Source organism: Streptomyces sp. ADMS (assembly GCF_033441795.1).
Classification (GTDB): domain Bacteria; phylum Actinomycetota; class Actinomycetes; order Streptomycetales; family Streptomycetaceae; genus Streptomyces.
Map to the genome: position 1 here is coordinate 15,060 of NZ_JAVFVX010000044.1, position 17,891 is coordinate 32,950.

The window sequence follows — 17,891 nt, forward strand, 5'->3', positions numbered from 1 at the left end:
ACAGGCCAGGACACCCAAACCCTGACTGAAGAAGCGGCGGCAGCGGGCGGGCGGGCGGGGAATGATGGCCGTGAAGAACCCGGTGCCGCGAAACTCCGGACGGGGTGACATGCCTGGGCCCGCGCTGGACACCTACGGCAAACGGGTGGGTGGGCGGCAAACGCCCCCCGGGCCGCCCCCACGGGGAATACGTCCCTCCAGACCCGCGCTGTCCCTCCCGGAGGTACGACGATGACTACGCCCGACCAGCAGTACCGCACCGAACACGACTCGATGGGCGAGGTCCTCGTCCCCGCTCACGCCAAGTGGCGGGCCCAGACCCAGCGTGCCGTCGAGAACTTCCCCGTCTCCGGGCAGCGCATCGAGCGTGCCCACATCGAGGCCCTCGCCCGTATCAAGGGCGCCGCCGCGAAGGTCAACGCCCAACTCGGTGTGGTCGACAAGAACATCGCCGACGCGATCCAGGAGGCGGCGGGCGAGGTCGCCGAGGGGCGTTGGGACGAGCACTTCCCCGTCGACGTGTTCCAGACCGGCTCCGGAACCTCGTCCAACATGAACGCCAACGAGGTCATCGCGACCCTTGCGAGCGAGCGGCTCGGCAGGGACGTACACCCCAATGATCATGTCAACGCCTCGCAGTCGTCCAACGACGTGTTCCCCTCCTCCATCCACATCGCCGCCACCGCCGGCGTCACCCGCGATCTGATCCCCGCCCTCGACCACCTCGCCGACGCCCTCACCCGCAAGTCCGAGGAGTTCGCCGACGTCGTGAAGTCGGGGCGTACGCATCTCATGGACGCCACGCCCGTGACGCTCGGGCAGGAGTTCGGGGGGTACGCGGCCCAGGTGCGGTACGGCGTGGAGCGGCTGCGGTCCTCTCTCCCCCGGCTCGCCGAGCTGCCGCTCGGCGGTACCGCCGTCGGAACCGGGATCAACACCCCGCTCGGGTTCTCCGCCGCCGTGATCGAGGAGGTCGCCCGCACCACCGGGTTGCCCCTCACCGAAGCCCGCGATCATTTCGAGGCCCAGGGCGCGCGGGACGGGATCGTCGAGACGAGTGGTCAGCTCAAGACCATCGCCGTCGGACTCACCAAGATCGCCAACGATCTGCGGTGGATGGCCTCCGGGCCGCGGACCGGGCTCGCCGAGATCAGCCTGCCCGATCTTCAGCCCGGTTCGTCCATCATGCCCGGCAAGGTCAACCCCGTGATTCCCGAGGCCGTGCTGATGGTCTCCGCACAGGTCATCGGCAACGACCTCACCGTCACCACCGCCGGTGCCGCCGGGAACTTCGAGCTCAACGTCATGCTGCCCGTCATCGCGAGGAACGTCCTGGAGTCTGTTCGGCTGCTCTCCAACGCCTCCCGGCTGCTTGCCGACCGGACCGTCGACGGGATCGTCGCCCATCGGGAGCGGGCGCGGGAGTACGCCGAGTCCTCGCCCTCCGTCGTCACGCCGCTGAACAGGTACATCGGGTACGAGGAAGCGGCCAAGGTGGCCAAGAAGGCGCTGGCCGAGGAGAAGACGATCCGCCAAGTCGTCCTGGAATCCGGGTATGTGGAGCGCGGTGATCTCACCGTCGAGCAGCTCGACACGGCGTTGGATGTCCTGCGGATGACGCGCCCGTAACGTCATCCGGCCACTGGCGAGAACCGTGACGCGCACCGCAGCGTCGTATGCCCTGGGCACCTAATATCTCTTCATGACAGACGACGGAGCGTTGAGACGAGTGGAAGCGGGCGGATCAGCGGCGTACTGGTCGCCCGGGAGTCAGATCCTGTGGCGGTACCGCGAGAACTCCGGGGACCGCTTCCACATCGTGCGTCCCGTCACCGTCGTACGGGACGATCCCGAGGTGCTCGCCGTGTGGATGGCACCGGGCACCGAGTGCGTCAAGCCCGTGCTCGCCGACGGGACGCCCGTCCATGTGGAGCCGCTGGAGTCGCGGTACACCAAGCCCCGTACCGTGCAGCGCGACCGCTGGTTCGGCACCGGGGTGCTGAAGCTGGCGCGGCCCGGTGAGCCCTGGTCGGTGTGGCTCTTCTGGGAACCGGGCTGGCGGTTCAAGAACTGGTACGTGAACCTGGAGGAGCCGCTTGCCCGTTGGACCGGCGGGGTCGACTCCGAGGACCACTTTCTCGACATCACCGTGAATCCCGACCGGACTTGGGAATGGCGCGACGAGGACGAGTTCGCACAGGCGCAGCAGGCCGGCCTGATGGACTCCCAACTCGCCGCACGGGTACGGAAAGCGGGGCGTTCCGCGGTGGAGGTCATCGCTGCCTGGGGCACGCCGTTCGCGGATGGCTGGCAGCACTGGCGCCCGGATCCGTCCTGGGCTGTACCGTCACTGCCGGAGGACTGGGACCGTACGCCCGCGCACATGTCGTCATGAGACCCTTGATGCGCCCCCGGTGCGCAACCGTAGGATCGTCCTCCGCAAGGGCGCACTACCGTAACTCCCGGAACATGCGCTGAGCCTGACAATACGTCACCGAGGGGCGGCAGGACGTGAGCGAGGGGTACGAGGGCAACACCGGTCAGGGCCGACCAGGGCTCGCCGGTGCACCAGGAACAACCTCTGACCACGCCGGTTTTCCGTTCCTGGGGCACGTATTCCGGGTATCGGGAAGTCGGCGGGACCAACTGCGTGTACAGCGCGCAGCCCCGGACGGATGGATTCGACACGCGTGACGGAGCAACCCACCTCGCATGAGCACCGTCGGCCGGACACCGGCCGGCCGGACATCCCCACGGATACCCGCGGGGCACTTCCGCGTTCCCCGGAGGCGGCGGCTCTGCCTCTGTCGAGGCAGACGACAGGGCAGGGAGGGGCCACCGGCGGACTGGAGGCCGCCGTCGGCTCCGTGACAGGCTCCGAGAGCCCCGAGACCGTCGGCGGCGGTACGACCGCGCACGGCACGGGAACAGCGGGAACAGAGGCGGGAACAGGCGCGATGGCATCCAGCTCGGGTACTGGTACGGGTACGTCCGGCTCCACCGGCCCCAACCCCACCGGCCCCCCGGCCGCACCCGGTCCCGAGCACTCGCAGCCCGACCAGCCGTCCTCCACCGAGCCCGACGCGCACCGTCCGCGTCCGGCGCCGGACAGCATCCCGGTACAGCCGGGCGCCGAGACGGCACGCCCGGGCGCGGAGAACCACGCCACGGAGAACCACGAGGTCGCCAAGGCACCCGCCGACACCGACGGCGCCGACCCGGCCACGAGCGCCCTCACGTGCAAGGAGCGGCGTTCCGGGCAGGGCAACCCCGTCGGCACTCCCCTGCCGATGCGCCGGGACGGCGACCGGCTGCGTTTCGTCGGCGCCGCCACCCGGCGTATCGCCCGGGGCATCGACCTCGACGAGATCGTGATGGGGCTGTGCCGGGCCACCGTGCCGACCTTCTCCGACACGATCCTCGTCTATCTGCGCGACCCGCTGCCCGTCGGCGACGAGCGGCCCACCGGCCCGCTCGTGCTGCGGCTGCGCCGCACGGACCGGCTGCCGCAGGACCGGGACACCGAGAACGGCTTCCTGGCCACCTCCGCCGTCCCCCAGCAGCCGCCCGAGCTGTCCCCGATCAGCGCCGAACTGTGCGAGGTGCGCCCCGGCGGCGCGCTCGCCGAGGTGCTGCGCGGCGTCCGGCCCGTCTTCGCGGACGCGCCCGCCGCCCGCGCCGCCCTGCCCGAACTGCTCGGCGAGGGCTGCGATCTGGACGTACCGGACGGACAGCGCGCGATCCTCGCCCCGCTGCGCGGCCGGCGCCGGGTCATCGGGGCCGCGCTGTTCCTGCGCCGGCCGGAGCGGATCCCGTTCGAGACGGACGATCTGCTGGTCGCCGCCCAGCTCGCCACCCACAGCGCCCTCGGCATCGACAAGGCGGTGCTGTACGGCCGCGAGGCCTACATCGCCGACGAGCTGCAGCGCACGATGCTGCCCGAGACCCTGCCGCGCCCGACGGGTGTACGGCTCGCGTCCCGCTATCTCCCGGCCGCCGAGACCGCGCGTGTCGGCGGTGACTGGTACGACGCCATCCCGCTGCCCGGCAGCCGCGTCGCCCTCGTCGTGGGCGACGTCATGGGGCACTCCATGACCAGCGCGGCCATCATGGGCCAGCTCCGGACGACCGCGCAGACCCTCGCCGGGCTCGACCTGCCCCCGCAGGAGGTCCTGCACCACCTCGACGAACAGGCCCAGCGGCTCGGTACGGACCGGATGGCGACCTGCCTGTACGCGGTCTACGACCCGGTATCGCACCGGATCACCATCGCCAACGCCGGCCATCCGCCGCCCGTCCTGCTGCACCTGGGCGGCCGGGCCGAGGTACTGAAGGTGCCGTCCGGCGCGCCCATCGGGGTCGGCGGTGTCGACTTCGAGGCCGTGGAGCTGGACGCGCCCGCCGGTGCCACCCTCTTCCTCTACACGGACGGGCTCGTCGAGTCCCGGCTGCGGGACGTGTGGACCGGCATAGAGCAGCTGCGCGAGAAGCTCGCCGCGACCGCCCAGCTGACCGGGCCCGACCATCCGCCGCCCCTCGAAGCGCTGTGCGACGAGGTCCTCGACATGCTCGGCCCGGGTGACAGGGACGACGACATCGCGCTGCTCGCCGCCCGCTTCGACGGCATCGCGCCGAGCGACGTCGCCTACTGGTACCTGGACCCGGAGGACGCGGCGCCCGGCCGGGCCCGCAGGCTCGCCCGGCGCGCCCTGTCCCGGTGGGGCCTGGAGGACCTGACGGACTCGGTGGAGCTGCTGGTCAGCGAGGTCGTGACGAACGCGGTGCGCTACGCGTCCCGGCCGATCACCCTCCGACTGCTGCGGACGGACGTACTGCGCTGCGAGGTCGGTGACGACGTGCCGCAGCTGCCGCGTCTGCGCCAGGCGCGGGCCACGGACGAGGGCGGGCGGGGTCTGTATCTCGTCAACCGGCTGGCCCGGCGGTGGGGTGCGACCCGGCTGAGTACGGGGAAGGTGGTCTGGTTCGAGCTGAACCGGACATGAGCGGTCGTACGTACGAGGAAGGGCGCCCCGCCGATCGCGGGGCGCCCTTTGTCGTACGTGCCTACTGCCCGTCCTCCGGGTCGGGGGGATCCAGGGAGATGTCCCCCGACCCGCCCGTCGGGGTCGTCTCCGGGGCCGACGGGGTCACCGACGGGGTGACCGAGGGCGTCACCGACGGGGTCGCGGACGGCGTCTCCGAGGGAGTCAGCGACGGGGTGACCGAGGGCGTCACCGACGGGGTCACGGACGGCGTCTCCGAGGGAGTCAGCGACGGGGTCACGGACGGGGTCACCGTCGGCTTCACGCCCGCGCCCACCGTGGTGTCCAGGTCGAACTTGGTCACCTTACCCATCGCGCCGAAGGTGTACGTCGCCCAGATCTTGGCCGGGTAGCCACCGCCGTTGACCCGGGGGAAGCCTCCCGCCCCGTACAGCGGAACCTGAGCATGGGTCTTGGCGTCCTCGCCGAACAGGCCGACCGAGGTGACCAGACCGGGCGTGTAGCCGGTGAACCAGGCCGACTTGTTCTCGTCGGACGTGCCCGTCTTGCCGGCCACCTGCTGGCCCTTACGGTTCTTCGCCTGGGCGACCGAGACCCGGGCCGTACCGTCGTCGACCACGCCCGTCAGCACCGACGTGACCGCGTCGGCGGCCTCGCGGGTGATGATCTGCTCGCCCAGCGGGGAGGGGAACTCGACCGTGCTGTCCTTGTGTTCGGCCGACTTCACGACGGCCGGGGTGACCTTGCGGCCGTGGTTGTCGAGGGTGGCGTAGACGGCGGCCATCTCCAGCGGGCTCGCGCCCATCGTGCCGAGGGTCTGCGCGGGCACCGCCTGCAACCCGGTGGTGTCCAGACCGAGTTCGTCGGCGACCTTCATGACCTCGGTCATCCCGACGTCGACGCCCATCTGCGCGAACACCGAGTTGATCGACTTGTTCATCGCCTCCTGGACGGTGACGTCGCCGTAGTCCGCGTCGTCCTCGTTCGGCGGGGCGAAGCCGACCTTCTTGCCGTCGGACACGACCGGCCGCTTGCTCGTACCGTCGTAGATCGTGTCCGGCGTGATCAGGTCGCCGTCCTGCGTCCGGGACTGCTTCTCCATGGCCGCGGCGAGGATGACCGGCTTGAAGGTGGAAGCCGGCTGGTAGTCACGCCGGGTCGCGTTACTGATGTAGTGCTTGAAGTAGTCGGTTCCGCCGTACAGCGCGAGCACCCGTCCCGTCTTCGGGTCGACGGAGGCCGCACCGGCCTGGACGTTGCCGTCGACCTTGCGCTTCTTCGCGTCCAGCTTGCTGGTGAGCTGGGTCTTGACGGCCTGCTCCAGCGCGGTCTGCTTCTTCCGGTCGATGTTGAGGGTGATCGTCCAGCCGCCCTTGTCGACCAGCGCGTTCGCGCTGTTGGTGTCGTCCGCCGTGCCCTGGTCGACGAGCTGCCTGGCCAGCTCCTTCTTGGCCTCGTCGACGAGGTAGCCGGTCTGGCCCTCCAGGCCCGGGGCGCCCTTGGGGTCCTTCGGTACCGGGAACTTCATGGCGTCGCGGGTGGTCTTGTCGAGCCAGCCCTCCCCGACCATGTTGTCGAGCACGTAGTTCCAGCGGGCGGAGACCAGCTTCTTGCTCGTGTCGGACGCGACCGCCCAGTCGTACTGGCTCGGCGCCTGGAGCAGCGCGGCGAGGTACGCGCCCTGCTCGACGGTGAGGTTCTTGGCGTCGACGCGGTAGTAGGCCTGCGCGGCGGCCTGGATGCCGTAGGAGTCGCGGCCGTAGTAGTTGGTGTTGATGTAGCCGGCGAGGATGAAGTCCTTGGACTTCTGGCGGTCCACCTTCAGCGAGATGACCAGTTCCTTCAGCTTGCGCGTGACGGTCTGGTCCTGGTCCAGGTAGTAGTTCTTGACGTACTGCTGGGTGATCGTCGAACCACCCTGCTTCCCCTTGCCGGACAGCGTGTTGATCAGACCCCGGGTGGTGCCCTTGAGGTCGACGCCGGCGTCCTTGTAGAAGGACTTGTTCTCGGCGGCGACAAAGGTCAGCTGGACCTTCTTGGGCACCTCGGCCAGGTCCACGATCTCGCGGTTCACCGTGCCGGTGCGGGCGAGGACGGTGCCGTCGCTGTACTTGTAGACGTTGCTCTGCTTCTCCGCGGCGGCGTTGCCCGCGGGCACGCCGATCATCAGGTACAGCACGACGAAGCCGCCCATGCCGAGCAGGGCGAAGCCGAAGAACGTGCCGAGGAGCTTCTTCCAGGTGAAGAGCCGGCGTACGAAACTCTTACCGTCCTTGGCGCCCTTGCCGCGCGCCGCCGCTCTGCCCGCTGCCCTGCCCGTGGTCCCGGCCTCCGCAGCGGCCTCGGCCGCGGTCTCGGTCTCGGTCGCTGTCCCGGTTCCGGTCGCCGCATCTCTGGACGAGCGCTTGGGCGCCGCGCGGCGGCCACCGCGATGCTGCCGCGCTCGTCTCTCTTCCGCTCGTCCCATGGGTCGCTTCGCTCCGCTTCCTTCTTGTGTTCCGTTTCGTCCGTCACACAGGTTCGTGGCTCAGGTCAGCTCAGAAAAATAACACCGCCAGACAAGACGACGAGATTTCGATCCCGTCTTTTGCGGACGTGACAATCAGCACCCACCCCACCGAAAGCGACCACTGGGGGCTGCGGAAGGTTGCCGAACCGGCTAAAGTGATATCACTTTGCTAGACCTTCACCAAGCTCTGGCCATAACAGCCATGAAACGGGGGCACCACCCATGACCACGCACGACTCCGCTCCGAGCACCGATCCCGACGTCGATCTGCCCGACATGCCCGACCCGCAGGTCCGGGAGTTTCCGGCCCACAGCATCGGGGGTGGGCTCGCCCTGCTGCTGGGACTGGTGGGGCTCGCGATCGGCGTCGGCATGGTCGTCAGCGCGACAGCCGTCTCCGGCGGCGGGGCCAAGGCCGCGCTGATCGTCCCCGGCATTCTGATCGGGCTCTTCTCCTTCATCGCCATGTGCGGGCTGAACATGGTGGCGCCGGGCGAGGCCCGGGTCGTCCAGCTCTTCGGGCGATACCGGGGGACGATCCGGCAGGACGGACTGCGCTGGGTGAACCCGCTCACGTCACGCACCAAGATCTCGACCCGGGTACGCAACCACGAGACCGCGGTCCTCAAGGTCAACGACGCATACGGCAACCCGATCGAACTCGCCTCGGTCGTGGTGTGGAAGGTCAAGGACACCGCACAGGCGACGTTCGAGGTGGACAACTACACCGAGTTCGTCGCCACCCAGACCGAGGCGGCCGTCCGCCACATCGCCATCGAGTACCCGTACGACGCCCATGACGAGGACGGGCTCTCGCTGCGCGGCAACGCCGAGGAGATCACCGAGAAGCTGGCCGTCGAGCTGCACGCGCGCGTGGCGGCGGCCGGCGTCCAGATCATCGAGTCCCGGTTCACGCACCTCGCGTACGCTCCCGAGATCGCCTCGGCGATGCTCCAGCGGCAGCAGGCGGGGGCGGTCGTCGCCGCGCGGCGGCTGATCGTCGACGGCGCGGTGGGCATGGTCGAGGCCGCGCTCGCCCGGATCACCGAGCAGGACATCGTGGAGCTGGACTCCGAACGGAAGGCGGCGATGGTGTCGAACCTGTTGGTGGTGCTGTGCGGTGACCGCGCGGCGCAGCCGGTCGTGAACCCCGGGTCCCTGTACCAGTGACCGGTCCCTCCGGGGGTTCGGCCGCAGAGAACCCCGAACGCGCTGAACGCACCGCGCGCCGGCCGCAGCAGCAGCGCAAGCAGGTGCTGCTGCGGCTGGACCCGGCCGTGTACGACGCGCTGGCCCGGTGGGCGGGGGACGAGCTGCGCTCGGCCAACGCGCAGATCGAGTTCCTGTTGCGGCGGGCACTGGCGGAAGCCGGGAGGCTGCCGGGGGAAGCAGGGCCGATTCCTCGGCGCGGGCGTCCCCCTCGGGGCTCCTCCCCCGGGCCCCCGTCGGTCTGAAGGGCCTCGTCCTTCGGCGCCGGACGGGCTGGACACGCCCGTCCGGCGCCGAAAAGCGCCCGGTGACAGAACCGTGACAATCGGCTCCCACCTGCGTACTCACCCCCCGTTCCGCACCTCTCCCGCCACCTATACACAGCGGGTATACACACCACGTATACCCCGTGCGTATAGTCCTCCCCATGTCCATCGGTCACACCCTTCTAGGACTCCTGGAGTCCGGCCCCCGACACGGTTACGACCTGAAGCGGGCCTTCGACGAGAAGTTCGGTCACGATCGCCCGCTGCACTACGGGCAGGTCTACTCGACGATGTCCCGGCTGCTCAAGCACGGGCTCGTCGAGGTCGACGGGATCGAGGCCGGCGACGGGCCCGAGCGGAAGCGTTACGCGATCACCGACGCCGGGATCACCGACGTACAGCGATGGCTCGCGACGCCCGAGAAGCCCGAGCCGTATCTGCAGTCGGTCCTCTACACCAAGGTCGTCCTCGCGCTGCTCACGCACCGGAACGCCGGTGACATCCTCGACACGCAGCGCTCCGAGCATCTGCGGATGATGCGCATCCTGACCGAGCGCAAGCGCAAGGGCGATCTCGCCGACCAGCTCATCTGCGACCACGCACTGTTCCACCTCGAAGCCGATCTGCGCTGGCTGGAACTGACCGCCGCGCGTCTCGACAGGCTCGCTCTGGCGGTGACGTCCCGATGACCGCTCCGACGACCCCTCCGATGACCCCTCCTCCCGGTTCCCTGCTCGTAGCGAGCGAGCTGCGCAAGGCCTACGGTCCGACCACCGCGCTCGACGGCGCCGAGTTCTCGATCCACCCCGGCGAGGTCGTCGCCGTGATGGGCCCGTCCGGGTCCGGCAAGTCGACCCTGCTGCACTGTCTCGCCGGGATCGTGCCGCCCGACTCGGGGTCCATCACGTACAACGGGCGTGAGATGGCCGGGATGAGCGATGCGCAGCGCAGTCACCTGCGGCGCTCCGAGTTCGGCTTCGTGTTCCAGTTCGGGCAGCTCGTCCCGGAACTCACCTGCGTCGAGAACGTGGCGCTCCCCCTCCGTCTCAACGGGACCTCCCGCAAGGAGGCCGAGCGGACCGCGCTGTCCTGGATGGAGCGGCTGGAGGTGGACGACCTCAAGGGCAAGCGGCCCGGCGAGGTGTCCGGCGGCCAGGGGCAACGGGTCGCTGTCGCACGCGCGCTGGTCACCGGTCCTCGGGTGCTGTTCGCCGACGAGCCCACCGGCGCCCTCGACTCGCTCAACGGCGAGCGCGTGATGGAGCTGCTCACCGAGGCCGCCCGGTCGACCAACGCGGCCGTCGTGCTCGTCACGCACGAGGCACGGGTGGCCGCCTACTCGGACCGCGAGATCGTCGTACGGGACGGGAAGTCGCGGGACATGGAGCGCGTCGTATGAGCGGGCGATGGGGGCACGTCCCGCGCGAGCGAAGCCGGGCGTGGGGGAGGACGAGGGACCTGGGCATGGGGGCCCGGTTCGCCTTCACGGGCGGGCGCGAGGGCTGGGGGCGGGTCCTGCTGACGGCCGTCGGGGTCGGGCTCGGGGTGGCGCTGCTGCTGCTGACGACAGCCATTCCGAACGCGTTGGCGGCCCGGGGCGAGCGCGAGAGCGCCCGTACGAACATCATGTACGTCGACAAGCAGATGCCGAAGGCTGACAACACGCTGCTCGTCGCGAGCGTCGCCACGACCTTCCGCACGGACGACATACGCGGGCGGGAGCTGGACCCCGAGGGGGCTCGGGCACCCTTGCCGCCGGGGATCGACGAGTTCCCCGCCGTCGGGGAGATGATCGTCTCGCCCGCTCTCGAACGGCTGCTGAAGTCCGGCGACGGAAAGCTGCTGCGGGAACGGCTGCCGGACCGGATCGTCGGCACCATCGGCGAGAGCGGGCTCGTCGGACCGGCCGAACTCTCCTTCTACCGGGGCGCCGACGATCTCGCGGAGCACCTCGACAACGGTGCGGTGACGCGGATCAACCGGTTCGGGGATCTGCAGCGGACGTCCGAGGGGATGGACCCCGTCCTGCTCCTCCTCACTCTCGTCGTCTTCGTGGTGCTGCTGATGCCGGTCGGTGTCTTCATCGCCACGGCCGTACGGTTCGGCGGTGAGCGGCGCGACCGGCGGCTGGCCGCCCTGCGGCTGGTCGGGGCCGACGGCATGATGACCCGGCGGATCGCCGCGGGCGAGGCCTTCGCGGGCGCCGCGGTCGGACTCGTTTTCGGCGCCGCCTTCTTCCTGATAGGCCGACAGGCCGCGGGCTACGTCGACCTCCTCGACGTGAGCGTGTTCCCCAGTGATCTGAATCCGGCGCCCGCGCTCGCCGTCCTGGTCGGGGTCGCCGTGCCGGTGGCCGCGGTGCTGGTCACCCTGTTCGCGCTGCGCGGTGTGGTGATCGAACCGCTCGGCGTCGTGCGTACGGCCCGGCCCCCGCGCCGTCGGCTGTGGTGGCGGCTGCTGCTGCCGCTGGGCGGGATCGCGGCGCTCGCCCCCATGATCGGGCAGGGCAACAACGCCGGGCAGTTCAACGACGTCCTTGTCATCGCCGGCGTCACTCTGCTGCTCGTCGGGGTGACCGCCCTCCTCCCCTGGGTCGTCGAGGCGGTGGTCGCGCGGCTCGGATCCGGCGCTCTCTCCTGGCAACTGGCTGTCCGACGGCTTCAGTTGAGCAGCGGTACGGCGGCCCGCATGGTGAACGGCATCGCGGTGGCGGTGGCCGGGGCGATCGCGCTGCAGATGTTCTTCTCAGGGGTCGCCGGCGGCTACACCACCCCGTCGGACAAGGACATCTCGCGGGCTCAGATGGAGGTCACCCCGCCGGACAGCGTGTCGCTCGCGGCGGCGGGCCGGCAGCTCGCCGAGACCGAGGGGGTCCGGAAGGTCACCGTGCTGGCTGTCGGTTCGGTGGGCGAGAAGGCCAGGAACCCCGACACATACATCGAGTTGACCATCGGGAACTGCGCGGCGCTGCGCGCCATGGGCCGGCTCCCCTCGTGCCGCGACGGCGACTCCTTCACCGTGCGGGGCGCCGAGTACGACACGGGCACACCCCAAGTGGTCAAGCCGGGCCGCACGGTGTACCTCAGCCCGTCCTACACCCAGGCCAAGAAGGCGCCGGTCGCCTGGACAGTGCCTACGGGCATCAAGCAGGCCGACGCCCGCGAGGACCCGTCCGGGGTCGTGCGCGGCGGCGTCCTGGCCACGCCGGGCGCCCTGCCCGAGGAGGTCGTGGCGCAGGCCGCCGGGCGGATCCTCATCGGCCTCGACCCCAAGGTGGCGGACGCCCGCGACCTGGTCCGCAACACCGCGGCGCGGATCGACCGTCTCACCGAGCCCGCGACCTGGACGTCGAGCGACCGCTCCGAGCGGTTCGACTCGATCCGCACCGGCCTGTTCGTCGGCGCCACCTGTGTCCTGCTGCTGATCGGGGTGAGCCTGCTGGTCTCCCAGCTGGAGCAGTTGCGCGAGCGCCGGAAGCTGCTGTCGTCCCTGGTCGCCTTCGGCACCCGGCGGCGCACCCTGAGCCTGTCGGTGCTGTGGCAGACGGCTATCCCGATCGTACTGGGCCTGGTGCTGTCGGCGGCGGTGGGACTGACCCTGGGTGCGGTCCTCCTGACGATGACGAACACGTCGGTCGGCGTCGACTGGGCCGCCGTACTGACGATGACCGGCATCGGCGCGGGAATCGTGCTGCTGGTGACGGTGCTGAGTCTGCCGCCGCTGCTGCGGCTGATGCGGCCGGAGGGCCTGCGTACGGAGTGACACCTGGCGCGCACGACCTCATGCACGGGCCCCTTCCCCCGGACCTCGGTTTCCGGGGGAAGGGGCCCGTCCGCACTGCCCTCAGAGGCTGTACTCCTTGACCACCCTCCGCACCTGGGCGAAGAGCATGCCGACGTTGACCGCCTTGCGGCAGACGACGACGGCGACAACGTCCTGCTGTTCGTTCAGCCGCACGAACAGGTGAGTGAGGTTCTCGCTGTTGACGAGGATCTCCTGGAAGAAGTGGTTCTCGCTCTGGACGCCCCGGCGTTCCTTGAAGACGTCCTCGATCATCACCACCGTGCGGCCCTGGAACAGGTCGAGGGTCGCGCCCGCCAGCAGGTCGAGTACCTCGGGCGGGTGGTTGTCGACCGTCTCGTACGAGAGCAGCATCCCGGTGGCCATGTCGACCACCCCGGACGCGACACACTCGGGGGCATCGGTACGGAGCGCCTTGACCAGGCTCATGACCTGGTCGGAGAAACCTGTGGTCATACGTTTCGTCGCCATCCTTTCCTTCACACTCCTTCGGTCGCCACGGCGGATTCCGTCGCGGCGAGGATCGAGCCGATTCGGCGCAGCGCCGGCTGGGTCGCACGGTGCAGCCGCTCCAGGTCGACGCCCTCGTCGCCGAGTACGACCATCAGCGCGGTGTCGCCGACGGCGTAGAAGGCGGCGCAGCCCTGGCTGCCGTAGGTGACCGTCCGGCGCAGGGTGCCCCGGCCGGTCGCCTCGGCGGCCCGGCGGGCGAGTCCGAGTCCTGCGGCGGCGAGGGCGGCGAGGCCCTCGGGGTCGATCGAGTCCGCGGTGTCCGCCGCGATGAGCAGTCCGTCGGTGGCGGCGACCGCCGTGTCGGTGATTCCGTCTACTTTTTCGCGCAGGTCGCGCATTTCCATGGCCAGCGCTTTGTGGTCCATGTATTCAACTCCCCTATGAGCGGTGCCATATGTGTTCCGAGGTAATCGCTCGGGATTACTTGGTGGTTCCGTTCCTCATACGGAAGAACCCTTTCCAGCTCGTCCCGCGCTTTTCCGGGGCGAGAGATTCGGTGATGCCACTGGCGCCGGGTTCGCGGCGCGGCAGTGCGGGAGCGGGGGCCTGCGGTTTCGCTGCCGGCTGCGACAGCGGCTGTGCGTCGGAGGCGAGGACCGCGGCGAGCGCGGTGACCACGGCGGGATCGACGTACGGGGGCGGCGGGGGCGGAGGCGGTGACGGCCGGGGCTGTGACGGCGGGGGCAGCAGGGTCGGAGGCGGTGACGGTGACGGCGGGGACGGGGGCAGCAGGGGCGGAGGCGGTGACAGCCGGGGCTGTGACGGGGACGGGGGCGGCGGGGGCGGCGGTGGCCTGCGCTGTCGCAGGCCCTCCTCCGGCAGTCGTACGACCGGGAGCGGCGCGGCCTCCTCGGCGCACTCCAGGAGCCCGGCACCGAGCATCCGCGCCATCTCGACCGTCACCGTGTACACCCCCCGGCCGGTACGGAAGGCGAGGTCACGGGCGGTGCGGCGCCCGTCGGCGTGGGTGAGCAACTCGCGCTGTACAGGGATGAGTTGCTCCTCGTCCACCAGAGCCGGCGCCGAACTCGGGCTCGGGCGCTCGCGGTTCGGGCGTACCGGGTGGGGCAGGGCGGCGAGGGCGGCCAGTTTGCGGTTGGCGTCCTGGAGCAGGCGGACCGGCCCCTCGCCCACCGGGACGGGGGCCAGCGGCTCGGCCCCGGGGTCGCGTTCGCAGGCGTCGACGCGGCCGGCGACGACCGCGAAGACGGCGTCCCGTAACGCCATCATGCAGACGACCCGCAACTGGGCGGCGCCCGCGTACCCGTGCCGGCTCAGTTCCGCGCCCGGCCAGCGCGCTCCCCCGGCCTCGCGCACCAGCTCGGCCCACTCCTCGCCACTGATCCGGCGGGAGCGCAGCAGCAGAGCCTCGGGGCCCGGGGCCCCCGGGCTCTCGGCGCCGACGACGAGACCGCGCCGGAAGTGAAAGGTCCCGCCGGGACTGCCGACCGCGCGCAAAGCCCCGGTGAACTCCTCGCGCCCGCAGTCGGCCAGGGCGTTCAGCAGCAGGTGGTAGCCGATCCGGCCGAGGGAATCCGGGGATTCGGATACGGCGTCAGGGGCGGATACGGAATCGCGGATGACCGACATCACTCCCCTTGGCCTGGCCCAGCGGCATTTCGCACATACGCCTGACGCGTAGCACTGAGGGGGTATGTGTATCAGTCCAGGCGCATATTCAGGCCGGGGTCTCGCTACCTGACGGAAGTTGAAGTCTCTCGCCGCTCAACGGTCTTTGTTCGACGCTCATTTGACCGAACAGTCACCTCTTCAGTCGCCCAACACCCGTACGGGCAACGGCCGCAGCGCCTCCCGCAGGGCCACCGCCAGCTCCTGGTACTCCACGCCCCGCACGGCGCCCGCGCGCATCGCGAGGCCGATCCGGCGGCTCGGGGCCGGGGCGGCGAAGCGGCCGGTGCGGAGCTGGTCGCTGCGGCCCGCCTCGACCCTGACTGCGGTGTGCGGCAGCAACGTCACACCGAGGCCGCCGGCCACGAGCTGGACGAGGGTGGACAGACCGGCGGCCGTGGTGCTGGCCGGGGCGTCGGCGCGCCCGGCCTCGCGGCAGATGTCGAGCGCCTGGTCGCGCAGGCAGTGCCCTTCGTCCAGGAGCAGCAGGTCGAGGTCGCGCAGCACCCCGCGCGGGATGTCCGTGTGCCCGCCGAGGGGATGACCGAGGGGCGTGACGAGCACGAAGTCCTCATCGAAGAGGGGGAGTTCGAGGAGGCCGGGCATTCCGGTCGGGACCGCGATCAGCAGCAGGTCGAGACGGCCGTTGGTGAGTCCGTCGAGGAGGCCGGCGGTCTGCTCCTCGTGGACCTGGAGGTCGAGGGCCGGGTAGCGGTCGTGGACGAGGCGCAGGACGGAGGGCAGGAGGTAGGGCGCGACGGTGGGGATCACACCGAGCCGCAGGGTCCCGGTGAAGGGCGCGCGCACGGCCTCGGCCTCCTCCATCAGCGCGCCGACCGACTCCAGCACGGCCCGGGCGCGTACGGCGAGCCGCTGACCGGCCGGAGAGAGGAGCACCTTGCGGGTGGTGCGCTCCACCAGGGTGACGCCGAGGGCCTCCTCCAGGGCGGAGACGGCCCCCGAGAGCGCGGGTTGGCTCATGCCGATCGCGGCGGCTGCGTCCCTGAAGTGCAGGTGCTCGGCGACGGCGACGAAGGCGCGCAGCTGGGCGAGACTGGGGCGGCGGCGCCCGTCGGTGTTCCTGACCGCGGCCATGCCCGCACTCCTTACCTGACTGATAACTTTCACTGATCAACCTTGCAAAGTGTATCGACTCTCACAATCAATGGTGGTGAGTGAGCATGGGCCTCGCGGAACTCAAGTCCGCCCTGCCGGACTTCGCCGCGGACCTGCGCCTCAACCTGGGCTCGGTCGTCGACCGCTCCGGGCTCACCCGGCAGCAGCTGTGGGGCACCGTACTGGTGTGCGCGATCGCGTCGCGCTCGCCGTGTGTGCTGCGCGAGCTGGGACCGGAGGCCAGGGCGCACCTCTCGCCGGCGGCGTACGCCGCCGCCCGGTCGACGGCGGCCGTGATGGCGATGAACAACGTCTTCCACCGCACCCGCCATCTGCTCTCCGACCCGGAGTACGGGCGGCTGCGCACCGGTCTGCGGGCGAACGTGCTCGGCGATCCGGGCGTCGAGCGGACCGATGTCGAGCTGTGGTCGCTGGCGGTGTCGGCGATCAACGCCTGCGGCGCCTGTCTGGACGCGCACGAGCGGGTCCTGCGCGCGGCGGGCGTCGACCGGGCGACGGTGCAGGAGGCGTTCAGGATCGCGGCGGTGATCCAGGCGGTCGGTACGACGCTGGACGCGGAGGCGATCCTCGCCGAGTAGCCGGGCAGGGGTGCGCGGGTGGGGTGGGCGATCGGGGTCAGCGACTGGACGCGGCCCGCGGTACGTCCGACAATGGGCGGACCCTCACTCCGTTCGTCGCCGCCTTCGTCGTACCGGCCGCGAGGATCGTGTTTCTCCTATTTGAGGGAGCCACCCGCATGACCGTCGCCCTGGTGCTGATGGCCGCCGTCGCCCTGACAGCCGCCGCTGTCCTGCCGCGTGTGCTGACCCGGGCCGGCTGGCCCGACCGGGAGCCGGTGCTGGGGCTGTGGGTGTGGCAGTGCCTGGTCGCCACCGTGCTGGTGTGCTGCCTCGCCGCGCTGCTGCTGGGCGCGACGGCCGCGTTCGGAACGGTCCGGGTCCACGCCTTCGCGCCGGCGCCACCCTCGGTCGCCGCCGCCTATCCGGCGGGACCGGCGCCCGGCTGGCTCACCGTACTGACGCTGCTGCTGGCCTGCGGGGCGGCCTGGACGGTCGCCATGCTCGCCCGGGAACTCGTCGAGGCACGCAGACGGCGTCGGCTGCGGCGCGCGCATCTGCGGGAGCGCGCACCCGACCTGCCCGACGGTCTCCCCGCTGCCCGGGGGCCGCTGCTGGTGCTGGAGGACGAGTATCCCGACGCCTGGCTGCTGCCCGGGCCGGCGCCTCAACTCGTCGTCACCACGGGCGCGTTGCGCCGGCTGTCCGACCACGAGCTGGACGCCGTACTCGCCCATGAACTCGGTCACGCCCGCGCCCGCCACGACTGGCTGCTGCACCTCTCGCAGGCGCTGGCCGCCGGCTTCCCGCGCGTCCCGGTCTTCGCGCACTTCCGGGACCAGACGCACCGCCTGGTGGAACTGGCCGCCGACGACACCGCGTCCCGGCGCTGCGGTCACCGCACGACCGCGCTCGCCCTGATCGAGCTCAACCGGCACCGGGGCGTGTTGTCCTGCGCCTGCACACGCGGCCAGCTGGGCGACCGCATCGAACGCCTCCTGGCACCCCCGCCCCGCCTGGACGCCCCCTACCGCGCCGCCACCACCCTGGCCGCAGCGCTGGCCCCCCTGATCCCCCTGCTCATCGCCCTGGGCCCAGCCCTGAAGGTGCTCAACTGACCCTCCGGACGCGCGCGCTGACCAAGGGTGTGCCATCCGCACGGGCGCAGCCACAGCGCCCCACGGCTTCCGCACCACACATCCGACGAACTCACCGCAGCCCGACACCTGACTCCGGACGACAACCCGGCACCTCGAACCCGCCCCGA

Annotated in this window: 15 protein-coding genes; 10 read left to right on the forward strand and 5 right to left on the reverse strand. The window is 70.7% G+C overall.

What is annotated here, in order from left to right; translation table 11 throughout:
* Positions 1 to 231: 231 nt before the first annotated feature.
* The 3 genes from RB628_RS20295 (at position 232) to RB628_RS20305 (ending at position 5,003) form a co-directional block, all read left to right on the forward strand.
* Positions 232 to 1,629 carry a class II fumarate hydratase gene (locus RB628_RS20295; RefSeq protein WP_318321904.1) on the forward strand — a complete coding sequence of 466 codons (1,398 nt, stop codon included), beginning with the start codon at positions 232 to 234 and terminating at the stop codon, positions 1,627 to 1,629.
* A 73-nt stretch (positions 1,630 to 1,702) separates the two neighbouring features.
* Entirely contained in the window at positions 1,703 to 2,395 is a 693-nt protein-coding gene (locus RB628_RS20300; RefSeq protein WP_318321905.1) for a DUF402 domain-containing protein, read from the forward strand.
* Positions 2,396 to 2,675: 280 nt separating this feature from the next.
* Positions 2,676 to 5,003 (forward strand): ATP-binding SpoIIE family protein phosphatase, encoded by a 2,328-nt coding sequence (locus RB628_RS20305; protein WP_318321906.1) that lies wholly within the window; start codon positions 2,676 to 2,678, stop codon positions 5,001 to 5,003.
* A 61-nt stretch (positions 5,004 to 5,064) separates the two neighbouring features.
* Here RB628_RS20305 and RB628_RS20310 read toward each other — a convergent pair whose 3' ends face one another.
* Positions 5,065 to 7,470 (reverse strand): transglycosylase domain-containing protein, encoded by a 2,406-nt coding sequence (locus RB628_RS20310; protein ID WP_318321907.1) that lies wholly within the window; start codon positions 7,468 to 7,470, stop codon positions 5,065 to 5,067.
* A 264-nt stretch (positions 7,471 to 7,734) separates the two neighbouring features.
* Between RB628_RS20310 and RB628_RS20315 the strand changes: the two genes are divergently transcribed.
* From RB628_RS20315 to RB628_RS20335, 5 genes are all read left to right on the forward strand, one after another.
* The gene (locus tag RB628_RS20315; RefSeq protein WP_318321908.1) at positions 7,735 to 8,682 is read left to right on the forward strand and encodes an SPFH domain-containing protein; all 948 of its coding nucleotides are present in this window, start codon (positions 7,735 to 7,737) and stop codon (positions 8,680 to 8,682) included.
* Positions 8,679 to 8,966, forward strand: a complete 288-nt coding sequence (locus RB628_RS20320; protein WP_318321909.1) for a hypothetical protein — start codon at positions 8,679 to 8,681, stop codon at positions 8,964 to 8,966. Before RB628_RS20315 ends, RB628_RS20320 begins: the two co-directional genes overlap by 4 nt.
* 182 nt (positions 8,967 to 9,148) lie before the next feature.
* Positions 9,149 to 9,676: a PadR family transcriptional regulator gene (locus RB628_RS20325; RefSeq protein ID WP_318321910.1), complete on the forward strand. Its 528-nt coding sequence runs from the start codon at positions 9,149 to 9,151 to the stop codon at positions 9,674 to 9,676.
* Positions 9,677 to 9,696: 20 nt separating this feature from the next.
* Positions 9,697 to 10,386 (forward strand): ABC transporter ATP-binding protein, encoded by a 690-nt coding sequence (locus RB628_RS20330; protein ID WP_318321911.1) that lies wholly within the window; start codon positions 9,697 to 9,699, stop codon positions 10,384 to 10,386.
* A 65-nt stretch (positions 10,387 to 10,451) separates the two neighbouring features.
* Entirely contained in the window at positions 10,452 to 12,749 is a 2,298-nt protein-coding gene (locus RB628_RS20335; RefSeq protein WP_318321912.1) for an ABC transporter permease, read from the forward strand.
* Between the two features lie 81 nt (positions 12,750 to 12,830).
* Here RB628_RS20335 and RB628_RS20340 read toward each other — a convergent pair whose 3' ends face one another.
* The 4 genes from RB628_RS20340 to RB628_RS20355 form a co-directional block, all read right to left on the reverse strand.
* Complete coding sequence (locus RB628_RS20340; RefSeq protein WP_318321913.1) at positions 12,831 to 13,259, reverse strand: hypothetical protein; 429 nt, start codon at positions 13,257 to 13,259, stop codon at positions 12,831 to 12,833.
* Positions 13,260 to 13,267: 8 nt separating this feature from the next.
* On the reverse strand, positions 13,268 to 13,666 hold the full coding sequence (locus tag RB628_RS20345; RefSeq protein WP_318321914.1) for a roadblock/LC7 domain-containing protein: 399 nt from the start codon (positions 13,664 to 13,666) through the stop codon (positions 13,268 to 13,270).
* A 55-nt stretch (positions 13,667 to 13,721) separates the two neighbouring features.
* Complete coding sequence (locus RB628_RS20350; protein ID WP_318321915.1) at positions 13,722 to 14,891, reverse strand: MarR family transcriptional regulator; 1,170 nt, start codon at positions 14,889 to 14,891, stop codon at positions 13,722 to 13,724.
* A 180-nt stretch (positions 14,892 to 15,071) separates the two neighbouring features.
* A complete protein-coding gene (locus RB628_RS20355; RefSeq protein WP_318321916.1) occupies positions 15,072 to 16,025 on the reverse strand; it encodes a hydrogen peroxide-inducible genes activator in 954 nt (317 codons plus the stop codon).
* Positions 16,026 to 16,111: 86 nt separating this feature from the next.
* Between RB628_RS20355 and RB628_RS20360 the strand changes: the two genes are divergently transcribed.
* Entirely contained in the window at positions 16,112 to 16,645 is a 534-nt protein-coding gene (locus RB628_RS20360) for a carboxymuconolactone decarboxylase family protein (RefSeq protein ID WP_318321917.1), read from the forward strand.
* 158 nt (positions 16,646 to 16,803) lie between these two features.
* Positions 16,804 to 17,742, forward strand: a complete 939-nt coding sequence (locus tag RB628_RS20365) for a M56 family metallopeptidase (RefSeq protein ID WP_318321918.1) — start codon at positions 16,804 to 16,806, stop codon at positions 17,740 to 17,742.
* Positions 17,743 to 17,891 lie beyond the last annotated feature (149 nt).

What these genes read in the sequence shown, in the direction of transcription:
- RB628_RS20355 (WP_318321916.1), bottom strand. Translation starts at nt 16,025, where the DNA reads ATGGCCGCGGTCAGGAACACCGACGGGCGCCGCCGCCCCAGTCTCGCC.
- RB628_RS20330 (WP_318321911.1), top strand. Translation starts at nt 9,697, where the DNA reads ATGACCCCTCCTCCCGGTTCCCTGCTCGTAGCGAGCGAGCTGCGCAAG.
- RB628_RS20345 (WP_318321914.1), bottom strand. Translation starts at nt 13,666, where the DNA reads ATGGACCACAAAGCGCTGGCCATGGAAATGCGCGACCTGCGCGAAAAA.
- RB628_RS20305 (WP_318321906.1), top strand. Translation starts at nt 2,676, where the DNA reads ATGGATTCGACACGCGTGACGGAGCAACCCACCTCGCATGAGCACCGT.
- RB628_RS20295 (WP_318321904.1), top strand. Translation starts at nt 232, where the DNA reads ATGACTACGCCCGACCAGCAGTACCGCACCGAACACGACTCGATGGGC.
- RB628_RS20340 (WP_318321913.1), bottom strand. Translation starts at nt 13,259, where the DNA reads ATGGCGACGAAACGTATGACCACAGGTTTCTCCGACCAGGTCATGAGC.
- RB628_RS20365 (WP_318321918.1), top strand. Translation starts at nt 16,804, where the DNA reads ATGACCGTCGCCCTGGTGCTGATGGCCGCCGTCGCCCTGACAGCCGCC.
- RB628_RS20360 (WP_318321917.1), top strand. Translation starts at nt 16,112, where the DNA reads ATGGGCCTCGCGGAACTCAAGTCCGCCCTGCCGGACTTCGCCGCGGAC.
- RB628_RS20300 (WP_318321905.1), top strand. Translation starts at nt 1,703, where the DNA reads ATGACAGACGACGGAGCGTTGAGACGAGTGGAAGCGGGCGGATCAGCG.
- RB628_RS20310 (WP_318321907.1), bottom strand. Translation starts at nt 7,470, where the DNA reads ATGGGACGAGCGGAAGAGAGACGAGCGCGGCAGCATCGCGGTGGCCGC.
- RB628_RS20335 (WP_318321912.1), top strand. Translation starts at nt 10,452, where the DNA reads ATGGGGGCCCGGTTCGCCTTCACGGGCGGGCGCGAGGGCTGGGGGCGG.
- RB628_RS20325 (WP_318321910.1), top strand. Translation starts at nt 9,149, where the DNA reads ATGTCCATCGGTCACACCCTTCTAGGACTCCTGGAGTCCGGCCCCCGA.
- RB628_RS20350 (WP_318321915.1), bottom strand. Translation starts at nt 14,891, where the DNA reads ATGTCGGTCATCCGCGATTCCGTATCCGCCCCTGACGCCGTATCCGAA.
- RB628_RS20315 (WP_318321908.1), top strand. Translation starts at nt 7,735, where the DNA reads ATGACCACGCACGACTCCGCTCCGAGCACCGATCCCGACGTCGATCTG.